This is a genomic window from Uniformispora flossi (genome assembly GCF_049534875.1).
GTDB lineage: Bacteria > Actinomycetota > Actinomycetes > Streptomycetales > Streptomycetaceae > Yinghuangia > Yinghuangia aomiensis.
The window spans coordinates 395,277-416,403 of record NZ_JBMULZ010000001.1 but is presented as its reverse complement, the minus strand read 5'-3'; the positions used below and the strand labels follow the sequence as shown (position 1 = coordinate 416,403).

General features: G+C 72.3%; 20 protein-coding genes and 1 pseudogene. 11 read left to right on the top strand and 10 right to left on the bottom strand.

Going from position 1 to position 21,127, the window contains the following annotated elements; translation table 11 throughout:
- The first annotated feature begins 513 nt into the window (after positions 1-513).
- From ACPA54_RS01865 to ACPA54_RS01855, 3 genes and pseudogenes are all read left to right on the top strand, one after another.
- On the top strand, positions 514-2,100 hold the full coding sequence (locus ACPA54_RS01865; protein ID WP_423526869.1) for an AMP-binding protein: 1,587 nt from the start codon (positions 514-516) through the stop codon (positions 2,098-2,100).
- A 118-nt stretch (positions 2,101-2,218) separates the two neighbouring features.
- Positions 2,219-2,467: pseudogene (locus tag ACPA54_RS01860) on the top strand (winged helix-turn-helix transcriptional regulator); the annotation flags it as partial.
- A 134-nt stretch (positions 2,468-2,601) separates the two neighbouring features.
- Complete coding sequence (locus ACPA54_RS01855; RefSeq protein ID WP_423526065.1) at positions 2,602-3,138, top strand: methyltransferase family protein; 537 nt, start codon at positions 2,602-2,604, stop codon at positions 3,136-3,138.
- Here ACPA54_RS01855 and ACPA54_RS01850 read toward each other — a convergent pair.
- Positions 3,107-4,576, bottom strand: coding sequence for an aminobutyraldehyde dehydrogenase (locus ACPA54_RS01850; RefSeq protein WP_423526063.1), 1,470 nt, complete (start codon positions 4,574-4,576; stop codon positions 3,107-3,109). The genes ACPA54_RS01855 and ACPA54_RS01850 overlap by 32 nt on opposite strands.
- A gap of 301 nt (positions 4,577-4,877) precedes the next feature.
- On the opposite strand from ACPA54_RS01850, the gene ACPA54_RS01845 reads away from it, so the two are divergent.
- Positions 4,878-6,395, top strand: coding sequence for a TetR/AcrR family transcriptional regulator (locus ACPA54_RS01845; protein ID WP_423526061.1), 1,518 nt, complete (start codon positions 4,878-4,880; stop codon positions 6,393-6,395).
- 24 nt (positions 6,396-6,419) lie between these two features.
- On the opposite strand, the gene ACPA54_RS01840 is transcribed toward ACPA54_RS01845, so the two are convergent.
- The gene (locus ACPA54_RS01840; RefSeq protein ID WP_423526059.1) at positions 6,420-6,752 is read right to left on the bottom strand and encodes a hypothetical protein; all 333 of its coding nucleotides are present in this window, start codon (positions 6,750-6,752) and stop codon (positions 6,420-6,422) included.
- A gap of 117 nt (positions 6,753-6,869) precedes the next feature.
- Between ACPA54_RS01840 and ACPA54_RS01835 the strand changes: the two genes are divergently transcribed.
- Both ACPA54_RS01835 and ACPA54_RS01830 read left to right on the top strand, forming a co-directional pair.
- Complete coding sequence (locus ACPA54_RS01835) at positions 6,870-7,859, top strand: DUF3048 domain-containing protein (protein WP_423526057.1); 990 nt, start codon at positions 6,870-6,872, stop codon at positions 7,857-7,859.
- Between the two features lie 108 nt (positions 7,860-7,967).
- A complete protein-coding gene (locus ACPA54_RS01830; RefSeq protein ID WP_423526055.1) occupies positions 7,968-8,885 on the top strand; it encodes a phosphatase PAP2 family protein in 918 nt (305 codons plus the stop codon).
- A gap of 33 nt (positions 8,886-8,918) precedes the next feature.
- On the opposite strand, the gene ACPA54_RS01825 is transcribed toward ACPA54_RS01830, so the two are convergent.
- The gene (locus ACPA54_RS01825; RefSeq protein ID WP_423526053.1) at positions 8,919-10,118 is read right to left on the bottom strand and encodes a damage-control phosphatase ARMT1 family protein; all 1,200 of its coding nucleotides are present in this window, start codon (positions 10,116-10,118) and stop codon (positions 8,919-8,921) included.
- A gap of 143 nt (positions 10,119-10,261) precedes the next feature.
- On the opposite strand from ACPA54_RS01825, the gene ACPA54_RS01820 reads away from it, so the two are divergent.
- Both ACPA54_RS01820 and ACPA54_RS01815 read left to right on the top strand, forming a co-directional pair.
- Positions 10,262-10,888 carry an NUDIX hydrolase gene (locus tag ACPA54_RS01820; RefSeq protein ID WP_423526051.1) on the top strand — a complete coding sequence of 209 codons (627 nt, stop codon included), beginning with the start codon at positions 10,262-10,264 and terminating at the stop codon, positions 10,886-10,888.
- Between the two features lie 107 nt (positions 10,889-10,995).
- A complete protein-coding gene (locus ACPA54_RS01815) occupies positions 10,996-11,556 on the top strand; it encodes a hypothetical protein (protein ID WP_423526049.1) in 561 nt (186 codons plus the stop codon).
- Between the two features lie 36 nt (positions 11,557-11,592).
- Here ACPA54_RS01815 and ACPA54_RS01810 read toward each other — a convergent pair whose 3' ends face one another.
- A complete protein-coding gene (locus tag ACPA54_RS01810; protein WP_423526048.1) occupies positions 11,593-12,279 on the bottom strand; it encodes a hypothetical protein in 687 nt (228 codons plus the stop codon).
- A gap of 17 nt (positions 12,280-12,296) precedes the next feature.
- A complete protein-coding gene (gene qcrB / locus ACPA54_RS01805; protein WP_423526046.1) occupies positions 12,297-14,069 on the bottom strand; it encodes a cytochrome bc1 complex cytochrome b subunit in 1,773 nt (590 codons plus the stop codon).
- Positions 14,070-14,323: 254 nt separating this feature from the next.
- Here qcrB and ACPA54_RS01800 point away from each other — a divergent pair, with 254 nt between their 5' ends.
- The 3 genes from ACPA54_RS01800 to ACPA54_RS01790 all read left to right on the top strand — a co-directional run bounded on the left by ACPA54_RS01800 (position 14,324) and on the right by ACPA54_RS01790 (position 17,199).
- Positions 14,324-14,899 (top strand): NADPH-dependent FMN reductase, encoded by a 576-nt coding sequence (locus tag ACPA54_RS01800; protein ID WP_423526044.1) that lies wholly within the window; start codon positions 14,324-14,326, stop codon positions 14,897-14,899.
- A 41-nt stretch (positions 14,900-14,940) separates the two neighbouring features.
- Positions 14,941-15,825, top strand: coding sequence for a menaquinone biosynthetic enzyme MqnA/MqnD family protein (locus tag ACPA54_RS01795; RefSeq protein ID WP_423526043.1), 885 nt, complete (start codon positions 14,941-14,943; stop codon positions 15,823-15,825).
- Positions 15,826-16,275: 450 nt separating this feature from the next.
- The gene (locus ACPA54_RS01790; RefSeq protein ID WP_423526042.1) at positions 16,276-17,199 is read left to right on the top strand and encodes an NAD-dependent epimerase/dehydratase family protein; all 924 of its coding nucleotides are present in this window, start codon (positions 16,276-16,278) and stop codon (positions 17,197-17,199) included.
- A 76-nt stretch (positions 17,200-17,275) separates the two neighbouring features.
- Here ACPA54_RS01790 and ACPA54_RS01785 read toward each other — a convergent pair whose 3' ends face one another.
- From ACPA54_RS01785 to ACPA54_RS01765, 5 genes are all read right to left on the bottom strand, one after another.
- Complete coding sequence (locus tag ACPA54_RS01785) at positions 17,276-18,130, bottom strand: MBL fold metallo-hydrolase (RefSeq protein ID WP_423526040.1); 855 nt, start codon at positions 18,128-18,130, stop codon at positions 17,276-17,278.
- 27 nt (positions 18,131-18,157) lie between these two features.
- Complete coding sequence (locus ACPA54_RS01780; protein WP_423526038.1) at positions 18,158-19,024, bottom strand: RNA polymerase sigma-70 factor; 867 nt, start codon at positions 19,022-19,024, stop codon at positions 18,158-18,160.
- A 198-nt stretch (positions 19,025-19,222) separates the two neighbouring features.
- Positions 19,223-19,630, bottom strand: coding sequence for a VOC family protein (locus ACPA54_RS01775; protein ID WP_423526036.1), 408 nt, complete (start codon positions 19,628-19,630; stop codon positions 19,223-19,225).
- Positions 19,631-19,874: 244 nt separating this feature from the next.
- On the bottom strand, positions 19,875-20,573 hold the full coding sequence (locus ACPA54_RS01770; protein WP_423526035.1) for an enoyl-CoA hydratase-related protein: 699 nt from the start codon (positions 20,571-20,573) through the stop codon (positions 19,875-19,877).
- Positions 20,570-21,025, bottom strand: coding sequence for a pyridoxamine 5'-phosphate oxidase family protein (locus ACPA54_RS01765; protein ID WP_423526033.1), 456 nt, complete (start codon positions 21,023-21,025; stop codon positions 20,570-20,572). The genes ACPA54_RS01770 and ACPA54_RS01765 overlap by 4 nt, the downstream gene beginning before the upstream one ends.
- Positions 21,026-21,127: the final 102 nt, after the last annotated feature.

The following is a 21,127-nucleotide window of genomic DNA, read 5'->3' as shown; positions in this document are numbered from 1 at the left end:
CCGGATCCGCGATGAGCCCGACTTCCTGCGCCCACCGGCCGAGCCGCTCGGCCGCTGCCGGGCCGGGCCTCCGGGGTCCTGGCGCCGCGTCCGTTCTCCCGGAACCGGGCGCCGCGTCCGCGCTCCGGGAATCCGGTGCGGCGACTGCCCCAGAACGACGGTGCACGGTGGAGTCCCTTCCGACGGAGGCCGAGGTGCGGCGCCAGCCTGCCATCGAGAATCGGGAATACGTTCTCAATGCTGCCAAAACCACCCGGTTGAGTGGATGTCGGATGGGTGGAGGCGTGGAGAAACCCTGCGGGCCACCGGAGTTCGGGCGCGGATGTGGGTGGAGGCAGTCGGATGTGAGAAACTCGTCACCGCACTTTTAGTTGCGTCAGTGTCGCAACTGTGATTCCGTGCGGCCGGACGGCCCTCGTCCGGCCGGCGAGCAGACCGGCGTCTTCCGTCCGAGGAGGAGCCTTGGCAGAACAACCGCGCACCGTCGGCGGTGTCGGCCGCCCGCATCCGCGCATCACCGGCGCGGCGACGCTGTGGGACCTCGTGGAGCGGCGGGCCGCGTTGTCGCCGGACGTGCCGATGCTGCTCGATCCGGACGACCGGGTGTTCACGTTCCGGCAGGTCCGCGACTGGGCGGAGCGGGTGGCGGCCGGCTACCACGCGCTCGGGATCGGTGCGGGCACGCGTGTGACGTGGCAGCTGCCGACGCGTATCGAATCGGTCGTCGTGTCGCTGGCGTTGGCACGGCTCGGGGCCGTGCAGAACCCGGTCATCCCGTTCTATCGGGAGAAGGAAGTCGGGTTCTGTCTGCGGCAGACGCGGGCGGAGGTGTTCCTGACGCCGGGGACGTGGCGGGGCTTCGACTTCGACGCGATGGGTGCGGCGCTGGCCGCCGAGACGGCCGAACCGCCGCGTGTCATGGCCGCGTACGACACCCTCCCCGACGGCGACCCCGCAGCGCTTCCGCCCGCGCCGGGCGACGGCGGCGAAGTGCGTTGGCTGTACTACACGTCGGGGACCACGTCCGACCCCAAAGGCGTCCGGCACACCGACGGCACACTGCTGGCCGGCGGCGAAGCGCTCGCGGCCGCGTTGGCCATGACGCCGTCGGACGTCGGCTCGATGGCCTTTCCGTATGCGCACATCGCCGGACCGAACTACCTCAACACCGTGCTCATGACCGGATTCCCGGCCGTGGTCGTGGAGTTCTTCGACCCGGCCACCGCCATCCCGGTCTACCGGCGGCTCGGCGTGACGATGGTCGGCGGGTCCACTGCCTTCTACCTGGCTTTCCTCGCCGAGCAGCGCAAGCAGCCGGGCGCACGCATCATCCCGTCGCTGCGGATCGTCTCCGGCGGGGGAGCGCCCAAGCCGCCCGAGCTGTTCCGCGAAGTCCGCGAGGAACTCGGCGCGGTGCTGTGCCACGGCTACGGCATGACCGAGGTGCCGCAGATCTGCCAGGGCGCGCCGACCGACACCGAAGACCAGCTCACGTACAGCGAAGGCGCTCCGGCACCCGGGCTCGACGTGCGGATCGTCCGCGCCGACGGCACGCTCGCCGCGCCGGGCGAGGAAGGCGAAGTGCGGCTGCGCGGACCGATCGTCTTCCGCGGCTACACCGATCCGGCACTCAACGCCGAAGCGTTCGACGCGGACGGCTTCTACCGCACCGGAGACCTGGGCACGCTGCGCCCGGACGGGCATCTGACGCTGACCGGGCGACTCAAGGACATCATCATCCGCAAGGGCGAGAACATCTCGGCCCGCGAGATCGAGGACCTGCTGTTCACGCACCCGGCGGTCGCGGACGTGGCCGTGATCGGCCTTCCCGACCCGGAACGCGGGGAGCGTGTCTGCGCCGTCGTCGAACGGGCCGCGGGCGAGGCCGATCTCGAACTCGCCGACATGGTCGCCCATTTGCGCGCCGCCGGGCTGATGCTCCAGAAGATCCCCGAGCAGCTGGAGGTCGTGGACGCCCTGCCGCGCAACGACACGCTGCGGAAGGTACTGAAGTACCGGCTGCGGGAGACGTATGCGGGGGTGGCGTGGCGGCAGGCGGCCGAGGCCCGAGGCCGTGACGGGTCGAGCACGGGTCGGTGAGAAGTCGACCGAGCGTGTGCGTGCCGCGGCCGGAACCGGGTTGACGTGAGGAGCCGCTCCCGCCGAGGCCGATCCCTGGGCGCGCTCCCGGCTACCGCCGCAGGGCCTCGCCGACCAGGCGATCCTGGCCAAGGCCCCGCTCCGCGAAGGCGGTCGCCGCCTCGGCTACCGCCTCACCCCGAAGGGGCACGACTTCTTCCCGACCTTCGCCTTCCTCGTCGCCTGGTCCACCCGCTGGTTCGAGAACGACGGCCGCCCCGGCGTCACCATCACCCACCGCGCCTGCGGCCGGGTCCTCGAACCGCGCTGGACGTGCAACGCGTGCAACGGCGCGCTGGCCGCGGCGGAGTTCACCCCGCGCACGTAACGGCGCACGCGGCCCTGCCCGCCGTCCGGGCGTTGCCTCGGGGCCAACCGTTCGTTGGTTCGTCAGGACGCACCGCACTCGCGGCGACGTGTTGCGGCCGGGCGGTGGCAGGCGAGCGGACGGAGCGAACGTGGATGCTGGCGGGCGGGGGCGGCATGGCACGGGCGTTGGCGCTGGCGGCGCGGCTCGGCATCCCCGACATCCTGAACGGCGGTGCGCTGCCGGCCCCCGAGATCGCGCGGCGCACCGCGTCGGATCCCGACGTGCTGGCGCGGCTCCTGCAGACGCTCGCGTTCTGCGGCGTCTTCACCTGCGACGAAGCCGGCGGGTTCGCGCTGAGCCCGGACTTCGCCCCGCTGCGGGCCGATCACCGGTGCTCCGTACGGAACTTGGCCATCCTGATGGCGGAGACGTACGACGACGCGTGCGCGGCCCTGCCCGAGACCGTGCGCACCGGGCGCTCGGCGTTCCGGCACGTGTTCGGCGTGCCGCTGTACGAATTCCGGGGCATGCGAAGGCGCCGCGTCGGCCTGTGCACCGCACCGGAGTCGGTCCCGGTTCGGGTGCGGAGGCCGGCGCGGCGCCGGTGTGCCGGTCGCGGGGTCCGGCGGAGTGTCGCGGGGGAGTGTCGCGGGGGAGTCAGCCCTGGTTGGCCAGGTCGTCCAGCGTGACCGTGCGGCCACCGTGGAACGTCATGACGTGCTTGACGCGGGTGTACTCCTCGATGGAGTAGACCGACATGTCCTTGCCGTAGCCGGACTGGTTGAAGCCGCCCTGCGGCATCTCCGAGACCAGCGGCAGGTGGGTGTTGACCCAGACGCAGCCCGCGGAGATCTCCCGGGTGAAGCGGTGGGCGCGGTTGAGGTCGTTGGTCCAGACCGAGGCGGCGAGGCCGTACGCCGTGCCGTTCGCCAGGGCGAGGGCCTCGTCGTCGGTGGCGAAGGACTGGATGGTGACGACCGGGCCGAACACCTCGTTCTGCACGATCTCGTCGTCCTGGCGCACGTCGGTCACGACCGTCGGCGGGAAGAAGTAGCCGGGACGCGGCAGCCGCTTGCCGCCGGTGCGGATCTTCGCGTGCCCGGGCAGGCGCGCGACGAAGCCTTCGACGGTGGCGAGCTGGTCGGCGGTGCTGAGCGCGCCGTAGAAGACGCCCTTCTCGTGCGGGCCGCCGGTCTTGATGTGGCCGACCGCCTGCAGGAACTGCTCGACGAACGCGTCGTACACGCTTTCGTGGACGAGCATCCGGGTCGCGCCGGTGCAGTCCTGGCCGCCGTGGTAGAACGCGGCGACCGCCAACGGCGCCGCGGTGTCCGCGAGGTCGGCGTCGGGGAAGACGATCGCCGGGGCCTTGCCGCCGAGTTCGAGGTGCAGCCGGTGCAGGCGGCGGCCCGCCGCCTCGGCGACCTGGCGTCCCGCGCGCACCGAGCCGGTCAGCGACACCATGCCGGGCGTCGCGTGGTCGACGACCGCTTCGCCGGTGGCGCGGTCGCCGAGGACCACGTTGAGGACGCCCGCGGGCAGGAACTCCGCGGCGATCTCGGCGAACAGGAGCGCGGTGGACGGCGTCGACTCGGCGGGCTTCAGCACGACGGTGTTGCCCGCGGCGAGCGCCGGTCCGGCCTTCCACACGGCCATCGGCAGCGGGAAGTTCCACGGCGCGATCTGGCCGACGACGCCGATCGGCTCGCGGCGCACGTACGACGTGAAGCCGTCGAGGTACTCGCCGCCCGCGCGGCCTTCCAGCACCCGGCACGCGCCCGCGAAGAACCGCAGGTCGCGGACGGCGGTCGCGATGTCCCAGGCCTCCAGGGTGTCGCGCGGCTTGCCGGTCTCCCGGGACTCCAGGTCGGCGAACTCGGCGGCGCGCCGCTCCACGGCGTCCGCGAGCTTGGTGAGGGCGAGCTGGCGGGCGGCGGGCGTGGACCGGTTCCACTCCACGGCGGCCGCGGCGGCGGCCTGGTAGGCGGCGTCGACGTCGGCGGCGGACGACAGCGCGGCGGTGCCGAAGACCTCCTCGGTGGCGGGGTCGATCAGGTCGCTGGTGCGGCCGTCGAGGGCCGGCACGTAGACGCCGTTGATGAAGTTCTCGAGCCGCGGCGCGGTCATGCGGATCTCCGTTCGGAGCGGTGGCGTGGTGCGGGACCGGTCCTCCGGCGCGATGGCGCACGGATCCCGGCGGGGGCGGGCGGCGGGGTTGCCCGCGGATACTTTTACCCCAGGTCAGAGGACAAGTGCTACAGCTTGGTCGAAATTCGTGGGCGGTGCTTTCGCGGGGTGCGAGGCGGGCTCGAATGCGGGAATCTTCCCGCCGGGCTCGGGCGGGGGCTTGCCCCCGGGTGCCGGGTCGGGGGCGACGCCTCGTCCGGCTTGGTAAGTTGCGGGGCCACAGCACGTCGAGGGGCCGGGGATGGGCGTTCGGAAGGCCGCAGGGCACTACGTGACGGGGTTGTCCCGGCGCGAGCGCATCCTCGACGCCGCCGACACGCTCTTCCGCGAGTGCGGCACCGGCGCGCCGTCCGTGCACGACGTCGCGCGGGCCGCCGGGATCTCCCGGCCGGGCCTGCTCCGGTACTTCGCGTCGAAGGAAGAACTGCTCGACGGGCTGCTCGACCGCTACGAGGCGAGGGCCGCGGCGGCAGCGGAGGACGCGCGGCCGCGGGACGCGCCGTCACCCGGCGGGATCGTCGCCGGCCCGACCGGAGACCGAGCGGTGACGACGACCGCCGGGCCCGCCGCCGACCCGGTCGGCGACCGCGTGGCCACGACCACCGCCTGGCCCGCCGCCGACGCGCCTCTCCTGTCGGACGCCCCCTCCGCCCTGGTCGCCCAAGCCCTTCGGCAGGCTGCCGTCCCCGGCTACGTCGAGTGCCTCACCTCGCTCGCCGGCGAAGCGGTCAGAGCGGACCACCCGGCACACGCGCGGATGGCGCGCCGCTACCGCGACCTTCGCGCCGACATACTCCGGCAGCTCGGTCCCGGCCTCGGTCCCGGGTGCGCTGCCGGCGTCGATTCCGCGTCCGTTCCCGGCCTCGGTCCCGGGTCCGCTCCCAACAACGACACCGACTCCGCGCCGCGTTTCGGTCCTGATCCCGACGTCGCCGCCACCTGCCTCCTCGCCGGCTGGGAAGGCCTGCAACTCCTCTCGCTCTACAGCCCGTCCGACATCGACGTCGCCGCCTGCCTGGAGCGCCGGCTGCGGTTCCTCGCCACTCCGCCGTCCCCGCCTCGCCCGGCCCGGCGCACCTCCCCGACGCCGGAGGAAGCCGCCCGCCGCGCCCGGGTCTTCCGCGACCTGCGCGCCGAAGACGTCCGTGACCTCCAGGAACGCCGCGGCTACGCCACCGGGCATGAGCGCCGTCGCCAGGTGATCGACACCGCGACGACCCTCTTCGGCACCCGCGGCTTCCACGGCATCAGCCTGCGCGACATCGCCAAAGCCGTCGGCATCTCGCACTCCACGTTGCTGCACCACTTCGCGAACAAGGACGAGCTGCTCCGCGCGGTCCTCACCCACCACGACTATCTGATGATCACCGTCGGCAGCGTCCCCGACAACGCCGACGAACACGCCCGCCTCAGCGCCGTCGTGGAGACCGCGCGCCGCGCCGCGGACGACACCCCGGGTCTCATGGAACTCTTCTCCACGGTCTCCGCCGAAGCCGTTGCTCCCGGCCACCCCGCCCACGCGTACTTCGAGAAGCACTTTGCGATGAGCCGCCGCTTCCTCGCCCGCTCCTTCGAACACCTGGCTGCCGACGGCGAGTTGTCCGCGGAACGCGATCCGGCCGAGGAAGGCCTCTGGCTCCTCGCGGTCTGCGAGGGCCTGCAACGCCTCCGCCTGTACGACGCCGGCATCGACGCCGCCGGCCTCCTCGCCGCCGACCTGGCCCGCACCCTCGGCGAGCCCCTCCCCACCGTCGGCTGAGAAACGCGGGCGAGTCGGCGTCGTCTACGCGACCTCGTCCGCTCTCCGTTCGAGCGCATGCGCGGCGTCGTCCCAGTCCGGCCCGAAGGACAGCAGGTCCCCCTCCGCCTCCCGCAGCAGCACCGGATCGTCCGGGCGCTGGAGGCAGGCGAGTCGAAACGCCAGATTGCGTGCCCACACGGGCATCGCCATCCAGTCCACGGCAAGCTCGCCGCGGAGTCCGGCGAGGATGGCGTCCGCGTCGGCGAAGGTGACCGCTTCGACGAAGGCGCGCGCCGCATCGGGGAGGCACGAACCGGCTTCGGTGGCGGCGACAAGCTCGCGCATGCGTGCGGCAAGATCCGCGTCGGAGGTCATCCCGCGAGGGTAGGTGACGTCCCATCGTTCCCTTTCACCTCATCAGCCACCCCCATGACGCCGTGATCACGTCCCCTCCCTACCCCAGGCATAGACTCAGGGGCGGAGGGTTGTCGTGTGAAACCCGTGGCCGTACTCGTCTCGCTGGTCGTTCTGGTGCTGGCCGGTGTGGGTGTCGGTGTGTTTTTCCTCGTCGATTCCGATTCCGGCGCCGATTCCGGACCGCCGCCCGCCACGCTGCCCGGTCCTCCCGTTTCGCCCAACCCGCTCACCGGTGACGCGCGGCCCGCGGGCAAGATCCTCGCCGTCAAGATCGACAACGTCGGGACCTCGGTGCAGGCCCGGCAGCAGGGCCTCAATTCGGCGGACCTCGTCTACGCGATCCAGGTCGAGGGCGGGCTGTCCCGGCTCATGGCGGTCTACGACAGCAACCACGCGCCGCCGACGACCGGCCCGGTGCGGAGCGCCCGGCAGACCGACATCCCGATCCTGGCCGCGTACGGGCACGTGAACTTCGCGTACAGCGGCGCGATAACCGGGCTCACCAAAGACCTCGCCAACGCGGACCTCACCAGCGTCACCCCGCTGAACGCCGGCTCGCTGTTCTCCAACGGCGGCATGGACCCGACGTTCGTCAAGCCCGCCGACATCTTCGCGAAGTTCCCGGACGCGGTGGCGGCCCCCGACATCGGCCTCCGCTTCGCCGCCGCCCCCGCGCAGCCGAGCGGCGGGACGGCCGCGGAGTCGGCGACCGTGCGCATGCCGTCCGCGTCGTTCGGCTTCCAGTGGGACGGCGCGAAGTACCTCGTCTCGGTCGACGGCCGCCCCGCGGTCACCGACGGCGGACAGCGCGACACCACGACGAACGTGATCGTCCAGCATGTGGACGTCGTTCCCGGCAAGTACACCGACCACAATGCCGGCCACGCCGACAACGAGGTCTTCTCCGTGACCACCGGCAACGGAACCGCCGACGTGTACCGCAACGGCCTTGTGTACCACGCCACGTGGAGCAAGCCGACGGACACCTCGCCGACCACGTTCGCGCACGACGGCGCGCAAATGACGCTGCAGCCGGGCCGGACGTGGATCGTCCTGGCACCGTGACGCGGTATCTTCCGGCTGGGAACATCCCACGAAAAGGTCTTCGCGGTGGTTGGGTCGCTCCGGGCGTGCTGATTCACTGCCGCCCGACGAGCGAGGTGGACGGGGACTGTGGCGGACGGCATAGCCGAGGAAAGCGCCCGCAAGCGCCGGGTCGACTGGCGGTACTGGGGCGACGCCGCCAAGGAGCTGCTGCTGATCGCCGCGATCTTCGGGGTCTACAAGCTCGGCCGCGGCCTGGTGACGGGCCAGGAGTCGGTGGCGTTCCGCAACGCACGGGAGCTGCTGCGCATCCAGACCGACCTGCGCATGCCCGACGCGGCCGCCTTCCAGCACTGGGTGGCGCAGTCGCATGCGGCGATCGAATTCTGCAACAAGTACTACCTGTACGTGCACTGGCCGGCCACGGTGGGCTTCCTGCTGTGGCTGTGGGTATGGCACCGCGAACGGTACGCCTGGATCCGCAACATCCTTTCCGTGATGACCCTGGTCGCCCTCGTGATCGCGATCGTCATCCCGATGGCGCCGCCGCGGCTGATGCCGTCGTACGGGTTCGTGGACACCGGCATGATCTTCGGCGACTCGCCGTACTCCGGCACGGGCGCCAAGATCTCCAACCAGTACGCGGCTATGCCGTCGCTGCACTTCGGCTGGGCCGTGGTCGTCGCCCTGGGCACGTGGGCGGTGTGGCGGCACGCCGACCGTAAACGGCGCGTCGTCGCGCACCTCATATGGCTGCACCCGGCGCTGACGCTGTTCGTCATCGTCGTCACGGCCAACCACTACTGGCTCGACGCGGTCGTCGCGCTGGTGCTCCTCGCCTTCGCGCTGTTCATCGTGCCGGCCAAGGCGCCGCACGCCCGGCTCGTGAAGATGATCCCGCCGGTGTTCATCCCCCGGCAGCGGCGCGCGTCGCTGAAAGGCGAGACGGCCGCCGCCGACACGGCCGACGCCGAACGAACCGGCCAGGCCGACGCCGAGCGCGCGGGCACGGCCGACGCCGAGCCTGCCGAGCCCGCGGCCCGCTAGCCGACGCAGCAGCCGGCGCGGTACCCCCGCCGCTCAGCTCCGGAACTGCACCAGGGCATACGTGCCCGCCGTACGCCACGGTGCGTCGGCCGCATCCAGCCGGCGCACCGTTTCGGGCTCCAGCCCGACGACCACCTCCGACTTCAGCGTGCGCAGACTCGCCACCGGCCCCGGAAAGTACGCCGTCGCTTCCGAGAACGGCAGCGTCGCCGGCCAATGGCGGTCCTGCACCAGCCGCCGGTAGTTGAGATCCCCCTTCAGCACCGTGAGCGCCGCCCCGGCGAACTCCGCCGCCAGGTCCTCCGGCATCCCGGTGTAGGCCGACGGCGCACACGCGAACGCAGGGGCCCGCACCACCAGCCGCCCCTCCGCGGCGCACTCCCACAGCCGCTTCCCCACCTGCGCCGCCGCCTCCGTCCCGGCCCCCCGGAGCCGCCGCAGGGCCGCCACCACGTCATCGGTCGTCGCGTCCGACACGTAGTACGGCTGCGGCTTGACGTGCAGCACGACCTGCGCCGCGAGCCCGCCGCGCAGCAGGTGATCGACCAGCACCAGATCCGGCAGCAGCTCCCGCCCGGCGTTGTCCGCGACCACGATCACCAGCCCGCCGCGCCGACGCTCCAGATGCGCCCACAGCTCCGCCCGGTCGTCCGCGACGAGGCTGTCCCCCGCGGAGCCCCCCGAAGCCCCGCCGCCCGCGGTCATCAGGAACCCGAGATCCGCCCGATTCCCCCACAACGAGGCCGCCAGCAACGCGTCCCGACGCTGCGCCTCGTCGACATCGGCGTCGCCCAGCCCGTCGAGCGCCGCCAGCTCCTCGTCGACGACACTCCCCCGAAGCTCCGCCTCCTTGGCCGGGCCGAACGGATCCACCCCCCGCCACGCCCCCGTACCGAAGTACCCCACCGCCTCCAACAGCCGCCGATAGAAGCAGCTCTCCGCCCACAAAAACGACGCCTCGCGCCACGGCCGCCCGAACCGCCCCCGCCCCCACTCCTCCCACCCCACGGCCTCGGACTCCAGCGGCGCGACGACCCCACCCAACGTCTCCGCCACCAACGCGTCCAACGCCCCGGCCTGGCCCGCCCCCAGCGGCAAGTCCTCCCGCAACTGCCGGACCAACCGAGGATGCCGCTCGTGGAAAACCCCCCACCCGAACGACCCGGGTGCACTCCACCCGATCTCGGGCGCAAGCCCTCCGTCATCGGACAGGTCCCGCCGCGCGTGTGCCATGCGGCGCATTGTCCCGACGCCGTGGAGGTCGGCCAAGGACCCGGGTGCCCGCGTGGCGCGTGCCCCCGCGCGTCCCGCCTCACCCGCCACCGACGGTTGGGCCTTCCGGCGTTACCCTGGCGCTCCGATCGGGAGGAGCCGCCATGGCCACGCTGGACAGTGTCGCGGAGTTTGCCCGGGTGGCTCGGGCGCGGCTCGGGGGGTTCCGGCATACGACGGTGCCCGAGACGGCGGAGTTGCGGCGGGCCGCGGTGGTGCTGTGTGTGGCGGAGTTCGACGGGGCGGCGTCGGTGATCGTCATCAAGCGGGCCTACCGCGGACGGAACGCCGGGCAGTGGGGGCTCCCCGGCGGGCGGTTCGAGGACGGGGAGACGCCGGTCGAAGCCGGTCTGCGCGAGCTGCGCGAGGAACTCGGGCTCGTGCTGCCGGAGGACGCGGTGCTCGGGCGGTTGGACGACTTTCCCGCGACGTCCGGCTTCGCCATCACCCCGATCGTCGCCGCGGTCGAAGGGCCGGTCGCGCTCGCACCGAACAGCGAGGTGCACTCCGTACATCCGGTACGCCTCGACCGCCTGGCCGCCCCGGACACCCCGAGCTGGGCCACGCAGCCGAACGGCGCCCCGCCGCTGCTCCAAATGCGGCTCGGCCCGGCCATGCTCCTCCACGCCCCGACCGGCGCCCTGCTCTGGCAGTTCCGCGAAGTCGTCCTGCTGGACCACCCCGACGCCCGCATCGCCGACTTCGCCCAACCGGACTGGACCCGCCGCTGACCCCGGAGCCGCCCCGTGGACGACCTGCGCGGACGGCGGACGCCCCACAACCCCCTCTGCCATGCTGGGCCACCGTCGGATCGACGCGACGACGAGTGGAGGGTGACGTGCAACAGCCCGACTGGCGTGTGGAGTTCCGGTACGGCGCACTCATGGCGCACCCCGAGGCGATGGGGCGGCTGGAGCAAGCCGCCGCGCGCGGGAAGAAGCGGTTGACCGCGCGCGAGTTCATGGAGCGGGGGCAGCAGGCGCGGGATGTGTGGGAGCTGCTCGGCGGCTCGTTCGACGGCCTGGAGAAGCAGGTGAGCAACCTGCTCGGCTCGGCGCTCGGGCGGGCCCTGGGCTTCGAGATCAACAAGGTGCACACGGCGCCGTATCCGGCACCCGTGGGGGCGGTGCTCGTCGGCGTGTCGTGTGCGATGGCGGAGACCGGCTATCGGCTCACGCAAGTCCTGCAAGGGACCGACGGCTGCGTGCTGGAGGCCGCGTTGCCGCGAAACTGGGCCACCAAAGAAGGATCGGTCATCTGCGCGGTCGCGGGGAACGCGCAGCAGGCCCAGGTCCAGAGCGCGGTGAAGGTGACCGGACAGCTGTACGACTGGGGTCGAGGCAAGCGCGTGCTGGCGGACCTGTCCGCCCGGACCGGGGCGTGGGTGGCCGCCGGGTAGCCGGAGCCGTCCCCGGCGGCCACGCGGGAGCGGCGGCTAGCGCCGGGCCTTCGACGTCCGGCGGGGCTGACCCGCCGTCGCGACGAGGTCCCGCGCTCGCCGACGTTCCCACCACCGGTACGCCGCCCGCACCCCCGGCGGAAACAGCCGGCGGATCGCCTCCCGGCGCTCCGGCGGCGCCTCGTCGAGGAGCCACGCGCACAGGGCCGCGCCGGAGGCCAGGCCGAAAGGCTGCCGCTGGGCCGCGTCGTAGTCGGCCCAGTCGCCGACGGTGATGTGCTCCTCCAGCAGCGGCAGGACGAGAGCTTTTTGGTCGTCGAGGTAGGCGGTCAGTGCCTCGTCCAGCGCCGTCATGTACTCCGCCGTGCGGCTTGCCGGTCCGCGCCCCGCGAGGCAGTCGTCGACCGTCACCGCGAGCAGGGTGACGCGGCGGCGTCCGCGTTCGATGGGGCCGGCCCCGTCGGGGAGCCGACGGCGGCGCAATACCGGCCAGAGCGTGGTGCGTTCGGCGGCGAGGTGGGTGTGGAGCCGTTCCTGGAAGTCGGTCCATGCGGGTGTCGTCACCGGAAAGCAGCTCTGCGACCAGACGAGCAGCCGCCGCATGTCCCGGCGCAATGCGTCGTGGACGGCGTACACGAGCAGGAGGTCGACCCGTCCGTCGCGGGCGGGATGGCGGGCGAGCGAGGGCCGGGGGAGTGGGGGTCGGGGCGGGGTGGAGTGCATGGCGAAGCCTCCGGAGGTCATGCGTCGGGCCCGTCGTCGCGGGCCGGTTCACCCGCGGGGGATGGTCCTGCGACCAGGGCCGATTCGGGGGATGGCCCGGCAAGCACGGCCGATTCGGCGGACGGCCCCGGGACCGAGACCGACTCGGCCGACGGCTTGCGGACCTGGTCGGCGAAGTACCAGCGGGACAAGCCCACCCGGAGCCGCCGGCCGAGAGTGGTCCGCCGGGCGACTCCGTTGTGGTCGACGGGCGGGGCGAGGGCGAGCGGCTCGTACTGCTCGTGTGCGGTGAGGCGGTGCCGTTCCTCCGCGTCGAGCGGGGCGTGCACCTCGACGAAGCCGCCATCCGGGAGCTTCTTCACCATCCCGGTCTCGCGGCCGTGTACGAGCTTGTCGCGGTCCCGGAGTTGCAGGCCCTTCGCCCACCGGACGGTGACCTGGTAGGCGATCACCGGGGCGACGAAGAACGCGATCCGCCCGGCCCAGGTGATGGTGTTGAGCGACAGATGGAAATGCGTGGCGATGATGTCGTTCGCGCCGCAGACCCACAGCACGCCGTAAGCCGCGATCCACGCGACGCCGAGCCCCGTCCGCACCGGCATGTTGCGCGGCCTGTCCAGCAGGTGGTGCTCGCGGTCGTCGCCGGTGATCCACGCCTCGATCCACGGATAAGCCGCGATCAACGTGAACATGATCCCGGGCACGATCACCGCGGGCAGCAGGATGTTGAGGCTCAACGTGTGGCCCCACGCGTCGATTTCCCAGTTCGGCATGATCCGCAGGGCGCCTTCGAGGAAGCCCAGATACCAGTCGGGTTGGGAGCCGGCGCTGACTTGCGCCGGATGGTACGGCCCGTACGACCAGATCGGATTGATCTGGACCAGCCCGCCGAGCAGCGCGGTGGCGCCGAAGACCAGGAAGAAGAACCCGCCCGCCTTCGCCAGGTACACCGGTACGAACGGCGCTCCCACCACGTTGTTTTCGGTGCGTCCGGGACCCGGGAACTGCGTGTGCTTGTGGTAGAAGACCAGGATCAGGTGAATCGTCACCAGCCCCACCATCAACGCGGGCACCAGCAGCACGTGCAGTGTGAACAGCCGCGGAATCACCTGGTCGCCCGGGAACTCCCCGCCGAACAGGAAGAATTGCAGGTACGTGCCGACGACCGGGATCGCCAGCACCACCCCGTCCGCGATCCGCAGCCCGGTACCGGACAGCAGATCGTCCGGCAGCGAATACCCCGCAAAACCGTTCAGCAGCGCCAATACGAGCAGCACGAAGCCGAACAGCCAGTTGATTTCCCGCGGTTTGCGGAACGATCCGGTGAAGAAGTGCCGGAACATGTGCACGAACAGTGCGGCGATGAAGATCAGCGCCGCCCAGTGGTGGATCTGGCGGATCATCAGTCCGCCGCGGATGTCGAAGCTGATGTCGAGCGTGGACTTGTAGGCCTGCGACATCTGCACGTGCTGCAGCGGCACGTACGAGCCGTCGTAGACGACCTGTTCGCTGCTCGGATGGAAGAAGAAGGTGAGGAAGACCCCGGTCAGCAGCAGCGTGATGAAGCTGTACAGCGCGATCTCGCCGAGCATGAACGACCAGTGGTCCGGAAACACCTTCCGCAGATACGGCCTGCCCAACCGGTAGATGCCGAGGCGCTCGTCGACGGCGTCGGCGCGGCGCACGCCCTTGCCGTCCGACCCGGACGTACCTCCGGATATGCCACCGGACACGCCTCCGGGCGGCTCGCCCCTGGCGGCGGCGGTGGCCGTGGAATTCGATGGGCTCATAGCGGGTCCTCTGCTCCGTGCGCGTGCCGGCGGTCGTGTTCCCAGGACGAACCGGCGCCGGGATCTGTGACGTACGACGGACGCGGCCGCCGGAGCCGCGACGCCCTGACACCACAGGGACACCGGCGCCCGACCGGCCGTGACAGCACGCGGATGTGACCTGCGCCACCCTCCCGGCCCGCCGATGTCACAGCGGACGCCCGTGGTTCGTCTGGGCTCACGAACCCGGCCACCCCACGAGAGGAACCCCCGCCATGACCACCATCGGCATCGTCATCGGCAGCACCCGCCCCGGCCGCCTCGGCCCCGCCGTGGCCGCCTGGGTCCACGACCTGGCCGTGGAACGCGCCGGAGAGCAAGCGAAGTTCGAGGTCATCGACGTCCAGGACTTCGCGCTGCCGCTCCTCGACGAACCGTTGCCCGCCATGCGCGCCGCCGGCGGACACCCGCACACCCGGCGCTGGGCGGAACGCATCGACGCCTGCGACGCGTACGTCTTCGTCACGCCCGAGTACAACGCGAGCCCGCCCGCGTCGCTGACCAACGCCATCGACTACCTGTACGCGGAGTGGAATTCCAAGCCCGTCGCCTACGTCGGCTACGGCGTCTTCGGCGCGGTCATGGCCGTCCAGAAGCTCCGCGCGCAAGCGGGCGTGCTGCGGATGGCCGACATCGGCCCGCAGGTGACGCTCACCCTGAACGACGACTTCGTCGCCTTCACCGAGTTCCGCCCGCAGGAGACGCAGGCCGCGCGCCTGCACGGGCTGGTCGACGAACTGCTCGCCTGGTCGCGGGCCCTCGCCGTGCTGCGCACGTCGGCCGCCGCGTGACCGCTCGCCGACGGGTGAAACGCCCGCCGTAGCATGCCGCCGTGGACACAGGACGGAACGCCGGCGCCGGGCGGGGACGGGCGCGTTTGGGGCATACCGGCTCCCTCGACTGCGTGCCGCTGTTCTGGGGGCTCGCCCGGACCACGGCGCTCCTGGACGTCGACCTCGTCGCGGACACCCCGACCGCGCTCGCCCGGCGGCTCCTCGCCGGCGACCTCGACATCGCGGCGGTACCCGCCGTCACCTACCTGCGGCACAGCGACGACCTGCTCGCGCTGCCGGGCATCGCGTCCGGCAGCGACGGGCCGATGATGTCGTCGGTCCTCGTCGGCACCGCCGACCCCGGCGAACTGCACGGCGCCACGGTCGCGCTGACCCCCGCCGGGCCCACGTCGCGACGCCTGGCACGGCTGCTGCTGGAGGAACGGTACGGCGTCTCGTCCACATACGTGCCGGGCTCCGCCGACCCGGCCGCCGTCCTCCGCGGCGCCGACGCCGCGGTGCTCTTCGGCGACGCCGGACTCGACGCCGCGGTGTCCGCCCCGCACACCGGCACCCGCGTCCACGACCTCGCCGGACTGTGGCGCGAATGGACGGGGCTGCCGTTCGTGTTCGCGGTCTGGGCGGTCCGCCGCGACTTCGCCCGGCAGCGCCCCGACGCGGTGGCGGCCGCCCACCGGGGCCTTCTCGCGGCGCGCGACCTCGCCCGCGCCGAAACCGCCGAACTCGCCGCCCGCACCGCCCGCTGGGAGCCCTTCGACGCCCCCACCCTCGCACGCTACTTCGGCCGCGCCCTCGACTACTCCTTCGGCCCCCGCCAGATCGCCGGCCTGACGGAATTCGCCCGCCGCACGGGCCATCCCGCCCCGGCCCTGGCCACGGGCGAGTGGGCCCCAGGACTGCCGGACGCGGGGACGCTGCACTGACGGGGGAACGGGGGAACGGGGGAACCGGGGGGTCGGACGGGGGAGCGAGGCGAGGGCCGACGCGGAGCCCCGGGCCACCGGCCGTGAGGGCACAGCCGCCCGACTGCGCCAGGCCGGTCGAGCAGGGCGAACGGGTGGGGAGCGGCGCGGCCCGAGGGAACGGCGCCCAGGACGGCGACGCCCCGCGGCATCCGCGCGCCACGCCGCACGTCCTGGCCCGGTTGCCCCTCCCGCCGCGGCGCCTCCCCCGTGAGCCGATCCAGACCTCCGCGGACCGCGTTCCCGGCCCCGCTTTCGCCCTCCGCCGGACGGCCGCGGCTCTCCGGCACTCGATTTCCGCCGCGAGCCTCGTCACCCCGACCGCATCCCTCGCATGCGTCGTCAGCCCCATGTCACACCCGTCCCCGCCATCTCGTCTCGGTCGGCAAGAGACTCGGAAGGGTGATCATCATGCGGGTGTTCGTAGCAGGCGGGACCGGAGTGCTCGGGCGGCGGCTCGTGCCGCTGCTCGTGGCGCGCGGGCACCAGGTCACGGCGACCACGACCAGTGCGGCCAAGCTGGGAGCCGTGCAGCGGCTCGGCGCCGACGGGGTCGTGATGGACGGGCTGGACGCTGTGTCCGTCGGCGAGGCGGTCGCGCAGGCGCGGCCCGACGTGATCGTCCACCAGATGACCGCGATCGCCGGGAAGCCCGACATCAAGCACATGGACCGCTGGTTCGCCGTCACCAACCGGCTCCGCACCGAAGGCACCGACCACCTGCTGGCCGCCGCCGCGGCCACCGGCGTACGGCACTTCGTCGCGCAGGGCTACGCGAGCTGGAACGGTCTCCGCGAAGGCGGCTGGATCAAGACCGAAGACGACCCGCTCGACCCCATGACCGGCACCTCCGCGGCCCCCGGCATGGCCGCGATCCGGCACGTCGAAGACGCCGTCCTCGCCGTCGACGGCGCGGTCCTGCGCTACGGCTCCCTCTACGGCCCCGGCGCCACCGACGACCAGGTCGACCTGATCCGCAAGCGCCAGTTCCCGCTGGTGGGCAGCGGGGCGGGCCACTGCTCCTGGCTGCACCTCGACGACGCGGCAAGCGCCACCGCGCTCGCCGTCGAAAAGCAGGCCCGCGGCGTGTTCAACATCGTCGACGACGACCCCGCCCCCGCCAACGACTGGCTCCCCTACCTCGCGCAGTGCGCGGGGGCGAAGCGCCCGATGCGCGTCCCCGTGTGGCTCGCGCGGCTGCTCGCCGGACCGGTGGCGGTCGCGATGATGACCGAGGGCCGCGCCTTCTCCAACGCCAAGGCCAAGCGCGAACTCGGCTGGGAGCCGGACTACGCGTCCTGGCGCCAGGGCTTCGCGAAAGAACTGAGCCGGTAGAAGCACCGACGGCACGGCCCCCGCAGGCGTGAGCCCGCGGGCGCCGTGCCGTCATGGCAAGCCGAAAGGCAACGACCTACTCACCCACGAACCGCAGATACCGTTCCGCCGACCTCCGGACCGCCCCCGCCCCGTCCTCCGTCACGACGCGTCCCCAGAACGCCCCGTAAATGCGGTCGAACGCGAACGGCTCCACCAGGTCGAGCGCCCGCCGGATCGTGCTCGGCCGCTCGGGGATGTAGTTGGGGATGCTGTACATGAAGCTCACCCAGCGGCGGTCCATCACCACCATGAAGATGTCCCCGCTGAACAGGGCCCCGCGGCCTTCCGGGTCGGACGCCCAATGCAGCACCGTGCCCCCGGCGAAATGCGTCCCGGCGTTGATCAGCGTCATGCCGGGGGCGATCGGGTGGGTGTCGCCGGACCAGTACGTGATCAGCGGATCCGGGCGCCCGACCCAGTCGCGATCCGCGGCGTGGACGTAGACCGGCGCATCGAACACCCGGCCCCATTCGGTCATCACGCCGTAGAAGTGCGGGTGGCTGACGGTGATCGCGCTGACGCCGCCGAGCTCCTCGATGCGGGCGGCGAGGTCGTCGTCGAGGTAGCCCACGCAGTCCCACAGAACGTTGCCGGACGGGGCGCGGATCAGCAGCGCGCGCTGCCCGACCGCGACCGCCGGTTCCGCGCCGACGCCGACGACGCCGGGCCCTTCCTCGCGGAGCCGGCCGTGCCGGCCGCCCGCGCGAAGGTCCTCCAGGGTGAGCCATTGCTGGCCTTCCCAGCCGACGTATTGGCGTTCGTCGAGGCACACCGGGCAGTCGTCGCGCGGCCCGGCGTACTGGACACCGCAGGTCGCGCAGATGGGCAGCCGCAGACCCGCGGCGGAAACGGCACGCCGCGGCGAGGGCGCGGCATCGGAAGACGACATGGGACTCTCCTTCCCGACGAATCCGCCCTAGCGGGCGAGGTCGGCGGTTTCGCCGAGGCGGGTGAGCTTGTGCGGGTTGGCCACCACGTAGATGCGGGCGATCCGGCCGTCCTTCACCTGGACGCTCACCGCCGCCACCTGTCCGTCGATCTCCACGCGGCCCGCGGGCGCGCCGTTGAGCCACACCGCCGCGGTGTCCACGACGCGGTCGGTGCGGGCCAGCAGCGCGGCGACCACGTCGGCGCCGTGCACGGGGGCGGCCGCGGCGGGGACGACACCGCCGCCGTCGGCGGTGAGCACGACGTCCGGGGCCATGACGTCCAGCAGGTCGAGGAGGCGGCCGGTGCGCAGCGCGGCGAGGAACCGCTCCACGACGGCGGCCTGCTCCGGCGGGCTGACGGCGATGCGCGGCTGCCGGGCGCTCACGTGGTCGCGGGCACGGCGGGCGATCTGCCGGACCGCGGCGGCGGACTTGCCGACGGCCTCGCCGATTTCGCCGTACGGCATGTCGAACACCTCGCGCAGCACGAAGACGGCCCGCTCGGTGGGGCCGAGCGTCTCCAGCACGGTCAGCATCGCCATCGAGACGCTTTCCGCCAGCTCGACGTCCTCGGCGACGTCCGGGGTGGTCAGCAGCGGCTCGGGCAGCCACTCGCCGACGTAGTCCTCGCGGCGCCGGGCGAGGGTCCGCCGCCGGTTGAGGGCCTGCCGGGTGACGATCCGGACCAGGTAGCTGCGCGGGTCGAGAACTTCCGTCCGGTCGACCTCCGCCCAGCGCAGCCAGGATTCCTGGAGCACGTCGTCGGCGTCGGCGGCCGAGCCGAGCATTTCGTACGCGACCGTGAACAGCAGGCCGCGGTGGGTGACGAACGGGTCTTCTCGGGTCTCGGGCATGCCGTGATGTCCTCCTTGCCAGGTGCTTTCGGACATCAAGACACCACACGGCCCGCGAATGTGACATCCGCCGGCCGCACGGCCGGCGTCGCGTTTTTTCGCGACCGCGGATGCAATCGGGGACAGGCCGCGGCAGCAATCGGAGGAATCACCGCGGGAAAGCCCGCGGGGGAGGGCCGAGGAGGACGGCCGGGCGGGTCAGGCCCGCGGCGCCAGCGGCCCGAGCGTGGTCAGCTCGACCATGTTCCCGGCCGGATCGGCGACGAACGCGGCCCAGTTCTCCCCGTTGTGGAACGGCTCGAACGGGAACGCCACCCCGGCCGCGCGCAGTTCCCCGATCAGCGGGTCGAAGTCGCCGTCCGCGACGTGCAGGGCGATGTGCGGGAGCCCGCCGCCGTGCGTCGGCATGTCGTCGGTCTCCACGAAGTGCAGTTGCAGGTCGCCGACCCGCAGCCACATGCCGGGCACGCCCAGCTCGGGGCGCGGGAGTTCCTCGCAGCCAAGCAGGTCCAGGTAGAAGCCGCGGGCGGCGTCGAGGTCGGTGACGGCGATGCCGATGTGGCTGTAGCCGCGGACGCGCGGTCGGGCGGGTGAGGTCTCGGTCATGGGCGTACCTCTCCGTGGCGGGCCGGGGCGACCGGGAACGGTCCGCGGCATTGTGGCACGCACCCGGCAATGTCGAACAGGGGCTTCGGTTAGTCGAACCTGTGCAGGGCGCGCCTCAAGCAAGTCACGGCAACCGAGCCGCCTCAACCGAGCCGCCTCAACCGAGCCGCCTCAACCGAGCCGCGTCAACCGAAGCTGCCTCGTTCGAAGCTGCCTCGTTCGAAGCCGTCTCAGCCGAAGCCGTCTAGCCGAAGTCCGGCGGCGTCCACGCCAGTGCCCGCTCGCGTTCCAGGGCCAGCGCCTCGTCGAGGGCCAGTCCCGCGCCGTCGTCGTACAGCGCGAGCGACGCGGCCACCGCGGCGGCATGTGTCTCGGCCGCGGCCGCCGCGACACGGCGCACGTGCGCGTCCAGTTCCTCGGGCGGCACGACCGCGGTGACCAGTCCGGCGCGCAGCGCCTCCGCGGCGTCGAGGCGGCGGCCGGTCGCGGTCATCTCCTTCGCGAGCCGGATCCCGACCGCGCGCGGCAGCAACGCGGACATGCCCCAGCGCGGCAGGACGCCGAGCCGGGCGTGCGTGTCGGCGAACCACGCGCGGTCCGACGCGACGATCCATGCGCAGCTCAGAGCGAGTTCCAGGCCGCCGGTGACGCACGCGCCGTCGACCGCGCAGACCACCGGCTTGCGGACGGCCCGCAGCGCCGCGCCGGGATTGGTCGGCGGCAGGGCGCCGCCGAGGGCGGCGATCTCCTTGATGTCCGCGCCTGCGCAGAACACCGGGCCGACGGCGCGCAGCACCAACGCGGCGACCGTGTCGTCCGCGTCCGCTTCCGCGCAGAGCCGCTCCAGGTCCTGCCGCATGGCCAGGGTCAGCGCGTTCTTGGCGGCGGGACGGTCGATCACCAGGTGCAGGACGGCGCCGTCCCGCTCGGTGCGCAGGCTCATCGGCCGCCCGCCAGGCGCCGGTTGTCCCACGAGATCGGGGCGCGCTCCGGGGTGATGCGCAGCAGCGCGCGGCGTGAGTCGTAGCGGACCCGGGCCGATTCGGGCATCTCGGCGCGCGGGGTGCGGAAGCCCGCGTACTTCGCGTCGAAGAGGGCGTCGACGTCCGCCCAGTCCGGCGCGGGGTCGACGACCGCGCGGCCGGAGATCTGCACGGCGCGCAAGTCCGTCCACCGCTCACCGGATTCGACGAGGAACGCGACCTTGTCGTCCTTGCGGACCCGGGTGAACTTGTGGGTCGCGGCGGGTCCGGCCACCAGGATCTCCCGGTCCCGCACCGCGAACCACACGGGGAGCGTCACGGGGAAGCCGTCCGCGCGCATCGTGGTGAGGATCCCGGTGTGTGCGGCGGCCAGCACCTCCCACGCCTCGTCGTCGGACAGCGCCACGCCCATGCGGCCTCCCGCAGTCGATCTGATGACCCGTCAGCATAGCAATCGCTTTACTCTGCCCATAGTGCTCACTATGGTCGGTCGCGATGCGGTGCGCGTTCCAAC